The 14,740-nt window shown below is 59.9% G+C and carries 12 protein-coding genes; 7 read left to right on the plus strand and 5 right to left on the minus strand.

The annotated features are described in order from the left end of the window. Positions 1-133 precede the first annotated feature (133 nt). A complete protein-coding gene (locus tag BMG00_RS12505; protein ID WP_146642630.1) occupies positions 134-739 on the minus strand; it encodes a hypothetical protein in 606 nt (201 codons plus the stop codon). Positions 740-1,205: 466 nt separating this feature from the next. After that, positions 1,206-1,361 (minus strand): hypothetical protein, encoded by a 156-nt coding sequence (locus BMG00_RS17640; RefSeq protein WP_158521720.1) that lies wholly within the window; start codon positions 1,359-1,361, stop codon positions 1,206-1,208. 430 nt (positions 1,362-1,791) lie between these two features. Here BMG00_RS17640 and BMG00_RS12510 point away from each other — a divergent pair, with 430 nt between their 5' ends. From BMG00_RS12510 to BMG00_RS12520, 3 genes are read left to right on the plus strand one after another with little or no spacing between them, the layout of a single operon-like run. After that, the gene (locus BMG00_RS12510; protein ID WP_078574556.1) at positions 1,792-2,775 is read left to right on the plus strand and encodes an HlyD family secretion protein; all 984 of its coding nucleotides are present in this window, start codon (positions 1,792-1,794) and stop codon (positions 2,773-2,775) included. Next, on the plus strand, positions 2,772-5,498 hold the full coding sequence (gene rbbA, locus BMG00_RS12515; RefSeq protein WP_078574557.1) for a ribosome-associated ATPase/putative transporter RbbA: 2,727 nt from the start codon (positions 2,772-2,774) through the stop codon (positions 5,496-5,498). Before BMG00_RS12510 ends, rbbA begins: the two co-directional genes overlap by 4 nt. A 1-nt stretch (position 5,499) precedes the next feature. Continuing rightward, positions 5,500-6,627, plus strand: a complete 1,128-nt coding sequence (locus tag BMG00_RS12520) for an ABC transporter permease (protein ID WP_078574558.1) — start codon at positions 5,500-5,502, stop codon at positions 6,625-6,627. A gap of 305 nt (positions 6,628-6,932) precedes the next feature. Here BMG00_RS12520 and BMG00_RS17890 read toward each other — a convergent pair whose 3' ends face one another. Continuing rightward, on the minus strand, positions 6,933-7,061 hold the full coding sequence (locus BMG00_RS17890; RefSeq protein ID WP_273069956.1) for a hypothetical protein: 129 nt from the start codon (positions 7,059-7,061) through the stop codon (positions 6,933-6,935). 598 nt (positions 7,062-7,659) lie between these two features. Here BMG00_RS17890 and BMG00_RS12525 point away from each other — a divergent pair. From BMG00_RS12525 to BMG00_RS12535, 3 genes are all read left to right on the plus strand, one after another. Next, positions 7,660-8,055 carry a response regulator gene (locus BMG00_RS12525; RefSeq protein ID WP_078530374.1) on the plus strand — a complete coding sequence of 132 codons (396 nt, stop codon included), beginning with the start codon at positions 7,660-7,662 and terminating at the stop codon, positions 8,053-8,055. 303 nt (positions 8,056-8,358) lie between these two features. Then, positions 8,359-9,489, plus strand: a complete 1,131-nt coding sequence (locus BMG00_RS12530; protein ID WP_078530373.1) for an HlyD family secretion protein — start codon at positions 8,359-8,361, stop codon at positions 9,487-9,489. 12 nt (positions 9,490-9,501) lie between these two features. Continuing rightward, positions 9,502-11,490 carry a glycosyltransferase family 2 protein gene (locus tag BMG00_RS12535; RefSeq protein ID WP_078574559.1) on the plus strand — a complete coding sequence of 663 codons (1,989 nt, stop codon included), beginning with the start codon at positions 9,502-9,504 and terminating at the stop codon, positions 11,488-11,490. A 14-nt stretch (positions 11,491-11,504) separates the two neighbouring features. Here BMG00_RS12535 and BMG00_RS12540 read toward each other — a convergent pair whose 3' ends face one another. After that, the gene (locus tag BMG00_RS12540; protein ID WP_078530371.1) at positions 11,505-12,083 is read right to left on the minus strand and encodes a hypothetical protein; all 579 of its coding nucleotides are present in this window, start codon (positions 12,081-12,083) and stop codon (positions 11,505-11,507) included. 146 nt (positions 12,084-12,229) lie between these two features. Between BMG00_RS12540 and BMG00_RS12545 the strand changes: the two genes are divergently transcribed. Then, positions 12,230-13,432, plus strand: coding sequence for a cache domain-containing protein (locus BMG00_RS12545; protein WP_146642635.1), 1,203 nt, complete (start codon positions 12,230-12,232; stop codon positions 13,430-13,432). Between the two features lie 325 nt (positions 13,433-13,757). On the opposite strand, the gene nusG is transcribed toward BMG00_RS12545, so the two are convergent. Next, positions 13,758-14,261 (minus strand): transcription termination/antitermination protein NusG, encoded by a 504-nt coding sequence (nusG, locus tag BMG00_RS17920; protein WP_078574560.1) that lies wholly within the window; start codon positions 14,259-14,261, stop codon positions 13,758-13,760. Between the last annotated feature and the right edge of the window lie 479 nt (positions 14,262-14,740).

Here is a 14,740-nt window from a genome sequence, read left to right on the forward strand (position 1 = left end):
AGGCCCGGATCATCGGCCGGCTCGGGGGATGATCCAGGTTGCATCGAAACCTGAGCACATTCCGCGACTGTCTGCCCAGAACGCAACGCCTCAAGAGCGATCTGCGCTCTGAAACGGGCCGCGGGCGGGGCTGTCAGTGACGGGGCGCCTCGGGTACGAGCATCGGCTCCGTGAACCAGCCCTGCGCGCGCTCAGACGAGAGCTTCGGCTGCGTCTTGGTGATGTAGCTTTCGAGAAACGAGACGAGGGCTCTGCGCCAGCGTCTTTCGACCTCGACCTCCAAATCCATTGAAGCGCCGGAACGAACCTTGACGTCGACCGAGAAGTTCGAGGCGTCGAAGACGGCACGCTGGCCGAACAATTCCTGACGCAGGGCAGAGGTGAAAACATTTTCCGGCTGGCTCGGATCTGTGGAGCCGCTCAGGACCATCGGCGCCAGTTTCGCCTGCGCCGGAAGGCTGTCGGAAAAGCAAAGCTTGTATTTGGTTTTCACCGCGGTTCGGAAATCATCAATCACGACAAACAAATCAAGGCTAACGCGGCAAACATTCATGATCGAGAGCTCCTTCAAGTTCGCGCCGCCCGGCATCCGGGCGTGATCGCTCGTGGAATAGGGTGGATCACACGGGCTGATGGCAATGTTGTGTCTTCTTTTGGACAAGAATAGCACCGCTGTTGGATAGATCGTGAGCACGCTTTCGCAGCGAGACATCCGGCACGACTTTTCCATCCAACTCAATCGGGCCTAACTCCACTCTTGCACAATTGACAATCTTGACTGCGGCCCGCCAGCAACCGAGCCGCAGTTTCCGGATAGTACACGAAACGAAGCCATTCGTGCGTTGAAATATCCAGAACGCGTCCAATGACGGGGACCGGGTGGACACCAGCGCTAGCGCTGCGTCGAGATCAAGCCGCGTCGCGTGACGCCGCAAGGCTAATGGCCGCTGGCAGGCCGCTTCGACAGCGACCTTGGCGAAACCCGAGATTGCAGAGCAATCGTGACCCGCTTTACCGCATTCAGGGGGGTCGCTTACGAATACCCCGGGAGGACGCCCCCGCAGTGAAAGAGGGACTGCCTCACCATGCGCGAAAGGCGAAGCTCCCGCCGAGTTGACGGGAGCGCCTGCCCCGCCCTTGCACCCTGACTTACCATCGGGCGCAAGAGTACGAGGCCAAATTCTGATTTCGGGACGCGGAGGCCCTTACATCGGGTTTTCGATATGGGCAGTCATGTTGGGCACGTTGTCCGCACCAGCAACCGCCGCAGCTTCTTGCGTCTGGTCGCATGCCGCCAGCGCGCCCAGCGCGAAGGATACGAACAGCGCCAGCATTGCCTTGTTCGTGATCGTTTTTTTCATGTGTCATCTCCTTATGCGGGGGCAATCTCTTCCGTGCCCCAAAGTGAACCATATCGTTCACAAGCTTGCTTCGCACTTTGACTTCGATCAACAGGTTTTTGTGATGTGTGAGGGATTTATCGTATTTTCTGCGAAGTGCCGACTATAGGCAAAAGGTCGAAAACCGGGAACTGCAAAGGCGGAAATCTGCATTTACCCTCTTTGCACTGTAAAGATATGGTGGCGCATCAGAAACGCTCCGGCAAACATGGACGATCGTGATGCCTGCGCATGGCCGTTATGCCGTCTCGCTCTCGTTGACTTCAATAATTCGCTACTGCTATGCCAAAGGCATATGCTTCGCCGCAGCGCAGAAAAGCGCTGCCCTGCAGGATGACCGCCCGGCGACCCTTCGCCCGGTTGCGCCCCGCGAGAACTGGAGACAGAGCCCATGCGATGGAAACCTGTATATCTCATCCTCGCGGCCATACTGGTGATCGCAGGGGGCGGATATTACTACTGGCTGGAAACGAAGACCCCTGCCCTGCCCGCAGGCTTTGCGATGAGCAATGGGCGCATCGAGGCCGAGCGTATCGATGTTTCCGCCAAGATGGCGGGCCGGATTTCCGAAGTTCTCGTCTCTGAAGGGGATTGGGTGAAGGCGGGAGAGACAGTCGCCCGGATGGATTCCGCGGAGATCGATGCCCAGCTCCGCGCCGCCGAGGCCGCCGTGCTTCAGGCCCAACAACAGAAGATCCAGGCAGAGGCCCTGTCGAGGCAGCGCCTCTCCGAAGAGCAGTATGTCCAGAGCGAATTCGACCGCACGGCGAAGCTGGCCGCGAACGGCCACGCGACACAGGAGCAGCTCGATACCGTGCGCAACTCCCTGACCACCGCGCAGGCTGCGGTCGCCTCGGCTGCTGCGGGAATCGATCTCGCCAGCGCAACGATCGCAGCTGCGAATGCCTCGGTCGAGCAACTCAAGAGCGTCCAGTCCGACATGGAGCTCAAGGCACCCCATGACGGGCGCGTGCAATATATCCTGATCAAGAGCGGCGAGATCGTCGCCGCGGGTGGCACTGTCGTGACGCTCACCGATCTGACCGATATCTACATGACGATCTTTTTGCCCGCGGCCGATGCCGGGCGGCTGTCGATCGGGGCGCAAGCACGGCTGATCCTCGATCCGATCCCCGAATACGTCATCCCCGCAACGGTGACTTTCGTCGCCAGCACAGCGCAATTCACACCGAAATCGGTCGAGACTTCGGATGAACGCGAACAGCTGATGTTCCGCGTAAAACTGTCGATCTCCCCCGAGCTGCTGGCAAAATATCAGCAACAGGCGAAGGCGGGCGTGGCCGGGATCGGCTATGTGCGTGTGAATGACAGCGCGCAGTGGCCCGAGACGCTTCAGGTGAAGCTGCCACAATGACGCGCGCTCTGGTCGCAAGCCTGTCGGGCATCACCCACCGCTACGGCACCACTTGCGCGCTGGACAATGTAAGCCTTGATATTCCGGCGGGTTGCATGGCTGGGCTGATCGGGCCGGACGGGGTGGGTAAATCCTCGCTGCTGGCACTGGTCGCCGGGGTCCGCAAGCTGCAGACAGGCGAGGCAACGGTGCTGGGCGGCGATATTCGCGACCACGCCCATTTGCGGAGCTGCAATCACCGCATCGCCTACATGCCACAAGGTCTGGGGCGCAATCTCTACCCGACGCTGAGCGTGCGCGAGAACCTCGATTTCTTTGGCCGCCTCTTCGGGCAACCCGAAGACGAACGGCGCGCACGCATCGACGATCTGTTGCGGTCGACGGGCCTCGACCCGTTTCCCGACCGGGCCGCGGGTAAGCTCTCGGGCGGGATGAAGCAAAAGCTTTCGCTTTGCTCTGCACTGATCCACGATCCCGACCTGATGATCCTCGACGAGCCGACCACTGGCGTCGATCCTCTCTCACGCCAGCAATTCTGGGAACTCATCGAACGCATCCGCAGCGTGCGCCCCACGATGAGCGTGATCGTCGCCACAGCCTACATGGACGAGGCAGAGCGTTTCGACTGGCTCGCGGCGATGTCGAACGGTCAGGTTATCGCCACCGGAGCACCCGCAGAGATCCGCGCACAGGCTGGCGAAGCTACGCTGGAGCAGGCTTTCATCAAGCTTCTGCCCGAAGCCGAACGCGCAGGCCATCACGAGGTGATCGTGCCCCCACGCACGCTCACCGACGGCCCGCCCGCAATCGAGGCGCAGGGCCTCACATGCCGCTTCGGAGACTTCACCGCCGTCGATCATGTGGATTTCAAGATCGAGCGCGGCGAGATCTTCGGCTTCCTTGGTTCGAATGGATGCGGCAAGACCACGACCATGAAGATGCTCACCGGCCTTCAGCCGAGCAGCGAAGGCAAGGCGCTGCTCTTTGGCGAAGAGCTGAATACCGGCGACATGGCGACACGGCGACGTGTTGGTTACATGTCGCAATCCTTCTCGCTCTACACAGAGCTCAGTGTCCGCAGGAACCTCGAACTTCACGCCGAGCTTTACCAGCTGCCCGTGGAAACCCGCGCCCAGCGGGTTCGCGACATGCTCGAGACTTTCGACCTCTCGGAAGAGGCCGAGAAGAGCCCCGATGGTCTGCCGCTGGGCATGCGCCAACGCCTTCAACTCGCCGTGGCGCTGATCCATTCGCCAGAGGTGCTCATCCTCGACGAGCCGACATCGGGCGTCGATCCGGTGGCACGCGACAGTTTCTGGCAATACCTGATCGACCTGTCGCGCAATCACGGCGTCACGATCTTTGTCTCGACGCATTTCATGAATGAGGCGGAACGCTGTGACCGGATCTCGCTGATGCATGCGGGGCGGGTTCTGGCGGTGGGCTCCCCGAAGGATCTGGCGCGGAGCAAGGGCACGGACAATCTGGAAGACGCCTTCGTCAGCTATCTGCGCGAGGCCGATACGAGCTCAGATCACGCGCCCCAGCCCCCCGCCTTCCATGCCGACACCCAAAGCGCCGCGCCGCGCAATCGCATCTTCGACCCTGCCCGGCTATGGGCCTTTACGCGGCGCGAAAGCCTCGAACTGCTGCGCGACAAGATCCGCTTGAGCTTCGCGTTTTTCGGCCCGCTTATCCTGATGCTGACCTTCGGATATGGCATTTCCTTCGATGTTCAGGACCTGCCCTACGCAGTGTTCGATCAGGACCAGAGCGCCGAGAGCCGCGAGCTGATGGAAAGTTTCTCCGGCTCGCGCTGGTTTTCCGAACAGCCCCCTGCGACCAGCGCCAGCAATCTGAACGCCCGCCTGAAGAACGCGGAGGTCGTCATCGGCATCGAGATCCCGCCCGATTTCGGCAAAGACCTTTTGCAGGGCGAAGATCCCGAGGTGCGCGTCCTGATCGATGGCGCGATGCCCTTCCGTGCCGAAACCGCGCGCGGCTATCTCTCGGGCCTTGCGGCCTCTTACATGTCAGATCAAATCGAGCGCACTTATGGACGCGTGATTGACACATCGGCCGCCAGCATCGAGACCCGGTTTCGCTACAACCAGTCCTTCGAAAGCGTCTATGCGATGATCCCCTCGGTGATCATGCTGATGCTGATCCTGATCCCCTCGATGATGTCGGCGATGGGGGTGGTGCGCGAAAAAGAGACCGGCTCGATCGCCAATTTCCGCTCCACCCCGGTGACACGGACCGAATTCATTCTGGGCAAGCAACTCCCCTATGTCGTGATCGCGCTGCTCAGTTTCGTCACGCTGATGATGATGGCTTATGGCGTATTCGGCGTGACGCCCAAGGGCTCTGTCGGCACCCTCCTGCTCGGGACGTTGCTCTACGTCATGGCGGCGACGGGCTTTGGCGTGCTGATCTCCGCTTTCACGCGCACGCAGGTGGCCGCGACCTTCGCCGCAGCCGTGATCTCAATCATTCCTGCGGTCAACTTCTCGGGGTTGTTGGTGCCCGTCTCGTCGCTTTCGGGCAGCGGGAGACTCATCGGTCTCGCCTTCCCGTCTGCCTGGTATCAACAGATCAGCGTCGGCACGTTCACCAAGGCCCTGGGCTTCGCTGAGCTATGGCAGAACCTCCTCATGCTGGCGGGGTTCGCGCTGTTCTTCGTCGCCGTGGCGATCCTGGCCCTTCGAAAGCAGGAGCGCTGAGATGAAAACTTGGCTCAGCAATGTCTTCCGGCTCGGTCTGAAAGAGCTCAGCAGCCTGCGCGCTGACCCCGTGCTGATCGTGCTGATCGTCTATATCTTCAGCTTCGCGGTCTACTCGGTGGCGACGGGCGCCAAACTCGAAGTGCTCAATGCCTCGGTCGCCTATGTCGATCAGGACCGCTCCGCCCTTAGCGGACGTATCCTGAGCGCGATCCTTCCCCCGGAATTCAATCCGCCAGAAGAGATATCGGCCAATCAGGTCCAAGAGGTGATGGATCGCGGAAAATATGTCTTCGTCCTGACAATTCCGCCCCATTTCGAAGCCGATGTTCTGGCCGGATACCAGCCGGAAATCCTGCTCGATGTCGATGCCACGGCAATGGTGCAGGCGGGCAATGGCTCGGTCTTCCTGCAAGAGATCATCCTCGCAGAGGTCACGAAATTCGTCTCCGGCGATGACAGCACCAGCGCGCTTACCATCAATCTTGTGGTGCGCACCTTGTTCAATCCCAACCGCAACACGGTCTGGTTTTCCTCGGTGATGCAGGTCATCAACAATATCACCATCCTGTCGGTTCTCCTGACCGGCGCCGCGCTGATCCGCGAGCGCGAGCATGGCACGATCGAGCATCTTCTGGTCATGCCCGTCACGCCCTCAGAGATCATGGTCGCCAAGATCTGGGCCAACGGCCTTGCGATCATTGTCGCGGCGATCCTGTCGATCTTTCTGGTGGTGCAGCTGCTTTTGGGCGTGCCGGTTGCGGGCTCGATCCCGCTCTTCATTCTGGGGGCGGCGCTCTATCTCGTGTCGGTCACGGGGCTGGGCATCCTACTGGCGACCTTTACCACGTCGATGCCCCAGTTCGGACTTCTGGCCTTGCCCGTTCTGGTCGTAATGAACCTCCTGTCCGGCAGCACGACGCCGATGGAATCGATGCCGGTCTGGTTGCAGAACGTGATGCAGATATCCCCCTCGACCCATTTCGTCGCGTTCTCGCAGGCAATCCTCTATCGCGGCGCAGGGCTTTCGATCGTCTGGCCCAACATGGTGATCATGTCAGTACTGAGCGCGGCGTTCTTCGTGGTGGCGATCAAGAGGTTTCGTCGGACCATGGCCGCCGCGCATTGAACCGGATCGAATTGGAGCAAGGGCGGCCCGTCGCGCTGTCCGGTCGCAAGCCGCCTGTCTTTCGTTTCGAATACTGAACCACCGGGAGGATGACCAAGGTCTGTGTCATCGTGGCGCTCTCGTGAGAGCGTTCCCCGCGGCGCCCTGTGCCATGCCCGCAAGTCGGTTCGAGCCGGGGCGATACCGCGTGTGAGAAAGGCGTGAGGGACACGCGCGATCCAGCAAGGCAGCAGCGAGTTCCAATACAGCGGCCACATATCGTGACGCTGCTCATTCCAACCACGCATGCACCCCGAGCGGAGTCGTCAGTGCGTCTCGAACTCCCGACAATCTTCCAAAGATATCTTCAGGTAGCCCGACACATAGGTCCGGTAGGCGATCTCGGGTACACCTCGATAGAGAACGGTCTCCCCGTCACGAAAGTGAATCGACATCGCCCCGTTCTTCCACTCCACACATTTTATGGTGCGATCGTGAGGCGTAAAAAAAGTACTTGGCGTCATCTCTTTTTAACCCTCGGGTTCATGAGCCACGATCATCCAGCATTCAACCTATGATTGCAAATCACTTCTTGATTCAACCGATCTGCAAGGCTAGAAACGACTGATGAGGGGCCACCCTACCGCTTAGACCTACCCGCAATCGGCGGCAATTGCGCCGGTGAGCGCGAAGGGCAAAAAACGTAAACATCAGAGAACGCAGTATTTTCTGCCGATCAAACCGAGAATGACATCCGTGACGAAAGAGGCTTGGCACAATTTCGCCTCAAAGTTGTGATTTCTCTAAGACTCTCCCTTAAATTGTTTTGTACGCTGGTTTTGAAGCACATTTTCCAACCCCGCAATTTCGGGCCGATTTTTCAAGGATATTGAGATGACTCGAGTGTTCCTCAGAAGCGTCGCGGGAAAAGCGAATACCACAGACGAACCCTCCCAAGATCGAAGATCCAGGACATCGACGGGAGGAGGCTCTGGCTTCGCGGCATCCGGGCTCCTGCCGAAACGGTGCATCATCTTCTGTGGCGACTCGCCCATGCTCAGCAGTGAGATCGGCCAAATCTGCAAACGGGAAGATGCAGAGCTTCTTGTTTGTTCCGAGGGACTTCTCGCGACGAGCTGGCTCGCGCTTCACTCAGAAGAGATCGACGTCTTGATGGTTGACGGCGACTATCTCGGAGAGATCGAAGACACGATCGACTTCTGTTTGCGTGTACGGCGCGCATCTCCCGCTTTGCCCGTGATCCTGGTCTCCAGCGAGATGCGCGCAGATGACTTCACCTGTGAACGCATGCAAGCCTGCGACGTCACGCTGAAATCACCTATCTCCGAGGTTCGGCTCAAGAACGCGATCAGAGCCGCGCGCCAGAACAATGCGTTTTTCCTGTCCCGCCAGCAAAACCAGATCTCGCGCCAAAATTTCGCATCGTAAGTATCGAGATTCACCAGGGCTTCGCGGGCGCAGCAGCGTGCGCCTGAAGATGATCGAACCTGGACTGCGCCAATGCGTGTCGTTGGTGCGTCAAAATTGGCGAGCGACAGAAAGCGGGCCATCGACGACGCGACAGCGCGGGCGCGGCCTGTGCGCAGCGATCAACGGCAATCTCCAGGCTGTCTGCAAATCCACAACACTCACCGCAGCTTGAGGTTGCGCGCTGGCAGATTTGCACGATTATAGATTGTTGAGAGTTGCCGCCTCACCGCGAGCAACCGAACAATCCCGAGGAGCGTCTCATTGAAAACCTTCCGCCCCGTAATCGGTGTCGTTCTGGTCGCAGGTGCGCTCTGGGTGATCATCGGAGAACAAATGTCGGGGGTCAGCGCGGATGCCGTCGTCAATGCGCCCGTGGTGACGGTGCGCTCCAGCACCGCCGGAAACCTCCAGCTCCCGAGACGCCCGCTGGGTGCCCACGTTAATAAGGGTGAACTGCTGGCGAGCGTCGACGACACCCTCGCGGACACAACCCGACTGAACGACCTCAAGATGGAGAAGACGATCGCGCAGGCGAATGTCGATCAGATCCGGGGCGATCTGAATGCCAGGCGCGCGCAACGTCAGACCTATGTCGAGCGCACGGCGATTTTCCGGCAACAACGCATTGCCGAGATCGAGACGAAGCTGGAATTCGCCCAGGCACGGCTCGATCGCGCGGAAACAGGGGACACGAAACCCGATGCGGGCACTTCGAAGGCCACGAAAGCCTCCGCCGCGAGCACCGAGCCGCTCGCCCAGCTGCGCGAGGACGTGGCGCTGCTAAAGATCTCTCTCGAAGCCGCCAAGAAGGGGGTCTTCCTTGGCGATGGGTATAACGACGCGCCGAATTCCGAGCAGCGCGGACTCGAACTTGACGGCGAAATCACCTCCCTTGAGGTGGCTCTCGCTCATGCGCAGAGCCGTCTCCGGGCCCTCACCGATCGCAGCGCGCGGGAGCTGACACGGGTAAATACGCTTTCGACCAATTCGATAATGTCGCCGGTGAACGGGCTTTACTGGGAAAACCTTCAGGCAGACGGCGTGGCAATCCAGCGCGGCGACTCGATCCTGAAGCTCGTGGACTGCGACGTTTCGATCGTGACCGCCTCGGTCAGCGAGGGGATCTACAACCGCCTGCATGTGGGCGACGCAGCCACCTTCAAGCTGGCATCGAACGGCAGCACTTACGCTGCGACGATCGCCCGTCTTGCCGGCAGCGGCGCGGCCTCGATCTACCAGAACCTCGCGATCGCACCGAGCCAGAAACATCTTGAACGTTACGATGTGACCTTGCTGGTTCCGGGCCTGAAATCCGACCCCGAGGTGGACTGCGCGGTGGGGCGGACCGGGAGGGTCTTTTTCGAAAAGCGCCCGCTCGATTTCAGTCGCTGACGGCGGCTTGGCATGATCCCGTATCCCCAACTCGGAGAGATAGGCTCGGCGGCAGTCCAGCTGATACTTGTGGTCGGCTTCATGGTCGTGGCGCGGGGTTTCATGGATCCCAAGCGCAACTTGCACCGCTCTGTGCTGCTCGGGATCAGTGCCCTGCTTGCCCTGCGCTATATCTGGTGGCGCGCGACACAGACCCTGGCCCCGCCGGGGCTGACCCTCGACGTTGCTGCAAGCTGGTCGCTCTTCGCCCTCGAAGCGCTCACGATGATCGGCTCTCTGAGCGCTTTCCTGATCCTGTCGCGAACCAAGGCGCGCAGCGAGGAAGCCGACGAACACGCGAACCTGTCGGCCGAAGAAGCGCCGCTCGTCGCGATCCTGATCGCGACCTACAACGAGGATCGCGACATCCTCGAACGGACGATCGTCGGAGCGAAATTCCTGCGCCATCACAACAAGATGGTAATCGTCTGCGATGACAACCGACGCGACTGGCTGCGCGATCTTTGCGAAGCGCATGACGTGCGCTACATGCGCCGCCCCGATAACGAAGGGCAAAAGGCCGGCAATATCAATCACGCGCTCGATCGTCTGGCCGAAGAGGAAAGACAACCCGAATACGTCGCAATCCTCGATGCCGATTTCGTGCCCCATCGCGGCTTCATCTCGCGCACGCTAGCCCTGTTTCACGACCCGGCGGTGGGTCTCGTGCAGACGCCCCAGCACTATTTCAACCCCGATCCGATCCAGCAGAACTTCGGCCTCAAAAGCTCCTATCCCGACGAGCAGCGCTTCTTCTTCGACCAGATGCAGCCCTCGCGCGACGGCTGGGGGATCGCCTTTTGCTGCGGCACTTCCTCGATCTGCCGGTGGAGCGCCCTACGCGAGATCGGCGGCTTCAACACCGAAAGCGTGACCGAGGATTTCATGCTGACGCTGGCACTGCAGAACGCGGGCTGGAAAACCGTTTACCTCACCGAGCCACTCACCGAAGGTCTGGCGCCCGAAGGGCTCAAGGAATACGTGACCCAGCGCGCCCGCTGGTGCCTCGGCCTGATGCAGATCGCGCGTTCTTCGCTCGGCCCGTTTGCCAAGAGCAACCTGCGCCTGCGCGATCGCTGGAGCGTCATCGATTCGATCTTCTACTGGACCACGACTTTCACCTTCCGGATCGCTGCGATCTGCTATCCTCTGCTCTATTGGTACTTCAACATTACTGTCGTGAATGCAGGGTTGTCGGATGTTCTGAGCTACTTCGGGGTCTATTACCTCTGGAGCTTGATGGCGCTGAACATGCTCAGTCGCGGCATGGTCGTCCCGCTGCTCAACGATGTGAGTCAGCTCATCGCCGCGATCCCGATCACGCGCGCGGCCTTTACCGGGTTGCTTCAGCCCTATGGCCATCCTTTTTCGGTGACGGCAAAGGGCGGCGACCGCTCACGGGTGGTCATCCAATGGCGCATCATGGCCCCCTTCCTCGTCATGTTCTTCCTGACGCTGGGCGGGCTTCTGATCGGGATTATCTGGGATCGTTTCGCCTATTTTGATGCAGGCGACGGCAAATGGGTGATCCTGTTCTGGACGATCTACAACCTTTTCGTGCTCGCCATGACCTGCCGCGCCTGTGTCGAGCTGCCGCGTCGCGAGATCCATGTGGCCGATGAGCCCGAGCATACCACCTTCGAGTCCGACGGCGTGGAATACTGGCTCTGGATCACCTCCTTGACGATGGACACGGTGCGCGTGCGCGGCGTGACCTTTCCGGAGCGGACCTACGGCATGCTCACGATCGACCAGATCTCCGGGCCGATCGCATGCTATGTCATCGCCAAGACCCGCGACGGTGCGCGTTTGCAGCTTCTGCCCAACGAGGCGCAACGCGAAGAGCTCCTGGTGCGCCTCCATGCCGAAGGCGACGAGCCAGGCGTCAGCCATGTCCATGCAGGCGCGCTCCTGCGTGACCTCTACGGCCGCTTCCTTCCGAAATATTCTTCCGAGGACTAGCCGGGCCGCACCGCTCAAAAGGTATTGATGGTGAAGCCCAGGAAGGCCTCTTCAGCGAACACGTGATAGCCCGCCCGGATCGCAACCGGCCCATCGCCGATCTTCTTGGAGAACGCGACGGTGCGCTCGGAATAGGTGTCGCTTCCGCCTGCCGAAAGCTCGAGTCCGAAGCCGGACTTGTTGCCTGCCTGGAAGAGAGCGAACCAGTCCTGGCCGATGGTGTTGTACTGGGCCAGAACGAAGACATGACCGAAGGCAGTCGGCGTGTAACGCTCCACAGCGACTTTCGCCCCCAATCGCCAATTGCCTTCCGAAAGGGTCTTGCCGACGCTCGGTCCGATCTTCAGCGTGCCGATTCCGTCGACGACGAAATCACGCGAGAGCGACGCACCGGTCGACCAGCCGCCCTCGTAATCCGAGAAGTTCGCTCCGAAGCTCACCTTGCCTCGGGTCATCGAAAAGACGGTGTCAGAGGTATTCTGCGCGGCATCGACCTGAAAAAACACCCCGTCGGCGCGCGCTTCGTGGGCATGCCCCAATGACAGTGCGACACCCGTCGCGACAGCGATGCCTAAACCGTAAACTCTGCGCATTGCTTGATTTCCTGTAAACCGCTGCCCTTTGGGCGCATCCCTCGAATGCCACCCGCGCTCCGTGAACCGGAGGCTTCATTCTGCCGGAGTGTTTTGCATAGCACCTCGCTTTGCAACCCGCAGAGCACAATCTTAAGAAGAAATAATTGAGCCTCACCTTTTTGCCACATTTACTATATAATCGATTCAAAACGATTTTTGTTTTTTCCGAGCAACTCAGGATAGTAACGAATATGCGCGCTCCTCGAAATCTGGATCTGTCGGGCATCTTTCTGCGCACCGCGATCGCAATGGTTCTTATCGTTGTGGCGACGGCCGCATTCGTCACTGAGGTTGTCTCCAAGCAAGCTCTGGAATTCCAGAAATCGATCGAGCACAAACTGGTGCTCAGGGGCGCTGATGCGGTCGCACTCAGCTTCAATACGGCGCTGACGCGCGAATGGGACAGTCTTCACGCTGTCGCCAAAAGCATCGGTTCCGCCTCTCAGGAAGACATGAACAAATTCATGGACGCGGTCGCCCAGACCGGGGGACAGGTTGCTTGGGCAGGGTTTGCGTCGTTGGATGGAACGATCAAATCCGGCTCGAACCGTCTGCAGGAAGGGACGAATATCAGCGCAAAGCAGTGGTTCCGCGATGGTCTCCGCAGACCGTCGATCGAAACCATTACCGAAGCCGGAACGGTCGAGAACGAACGCACCGGCGAGCTGGAACGCTATCTGAACCTGTCGACCCCCGTGATCGGCCCCCATGGACAGACGATGGGTGTGCTCGTCTACCGACTGCGGATCGAGTGGGTGCGGAGCTTCCTCCTCAAGGCCAGCAGTGACCTCGGTGTCGATGTGGTCATTCAGGACGTAAACGGCGATTTCGTGATCGACACGCGCCACACGGTCAAGCCGATCCCCGAGAACCTGACCGCGAGCGCAAGCCTGCGAAGCAACTCATCTGGCGCCTTCCATCTCGTCGGAGACACGAACGGGGACACCTATGCCTACGCACCCAATTTCGTCTGGAAGAGCCTTCCCGCGTTCGGCTGGCGCGTGTTTGCGGTGCTGCGGCAGGACAATATGTCGAATGACCTGCCGGTCCTGACCGAAGTCACGCTCTCGACGGTGGCGGTGGCGGCACTGGGCATGCTCATCGTGACGCTGGTGTTTCTCAAGTTGCTCCTGCGCCCGGTCGAAAGACTCGCAAAGACGGCCGAGAGCATTGCGAATGGCAACCGGGTCTTCCCCGAGGAAACGACGAGTTCACGCGAGGCTGCCTCGCTCTCGAGCGCGCTTGCGATCATCCAGAGCAGGCTGATGCCGCTCCCTAGCGACACGCATTCGAAGGAAGCCCACTAGCGCTCCACGGACGCCTTGAGAAGAGCGCCGGGCAGGTTCGGCTGCGGATGCAGGCGAACCGCTTCCCCACGCAATGGTCTTTGGTTTCGATTGGTTGCGAGCGACTGCGCTCTCCCATCCTGACGGCGGGATCGCGCCCCAAGATTAGCTGACCTGATCCCGGGAACCCTGACACGCAAAAGCCGGGGCTTCACCCAGACTTCCTTGTCTGACAGAACCGTCGCAAGGCAGCTCATCTCGGGCTTCGCAGAGCCGTTCGAAAGCCCTCGCCAGATAAACCTTCGAAGACCTGCTCATGCCCTCGTCGCGCCTGGGCCGAACGATCTCAGACCGAACGCAGCGCCTTGGGATCGACCGCGATTCGTCTCTCGCCGCCCATGAAATCGAGCAGCACCCAGATACGGGCGTCAGGGTCGATCTCTGCGATCCGCCCCACCAGATCGGTGAAAGGGCCACTGGCCACACGCACCGTGTCCCCAGCGCTGAAGCTGGCTTCGGACTGGAGGCAGGCCTCTGTGTCGCACTGCGCCACGAGTTCCGAAATGAGCCCAGAAGGCACTTGGCGAGGCTCTGCGCCGAAGCTCACAAGCCGACTGACGCCGCGCGTCGCGTTGATTTTTCGCCAGAGCCCGCGTGCGGGGTCGAAGGAGACGAAAAGGTATCCGGGAAAGAGCGGGCGACGCGCTCTTTCAAAACGACCGGCGCGACGAATCGTGCGCACCTCTCGCGGCAAGAAAGTAGTGAAGCCCTGCCTCTCCAGATGTGTCTGTGCGATCGCCGCGCTGTTGGGCTTGAGCTGAGCCAGGAACCAGGGAGTTTCGGTGATCATGAGGGCCACGATTATTTCGTTCAATAATGAGCGAATTCATCCTCATTGGCGAAGGGAATGCAACCCGAAGATGTTTCCCTTCCAAGGCGGAGATCGGAACCGGCAACCTTAGCTCCCCGCGATCAAACCCGTATAATCCATTAAAAACCAATACTTTACCAGAATTCATTTTTGCAATGAGCGCTTTCTAGCGCATCCCTATGTGCAGCACCCCCTACGGGATCCGGGCGCTTGGAACTCCCGGAAAAGAATCGTCACGAAAAAGGTTCATCAGCTGACATTGCCACTCAAAAGATCCTCTCGCCGGGTCCGGGGTTCAGATGGCCGATTTTCAGACGGACTGGGAAACCTCACTCGCCCCTCTGTGCCGGGCGCGCGCCTGCTCGACGAGGCATCCGAGCACAATTCCATCCGCAGTTTCGCGGGCTTTTGCGAAATAGCTGTGCACCCGGTGGCTCGTGATGTCCCGCGCCACTCGA

The organism is Thioclava marina, assembly GCF_002020135.1.
In the GTDB taxonomy this organism is placed as follows: Bacteria; Pseudomonadota; Alphaproteobacteria; order Rhodobacterales; family Rhodobacteraceae; genus Thioclava; species Thioclava marina.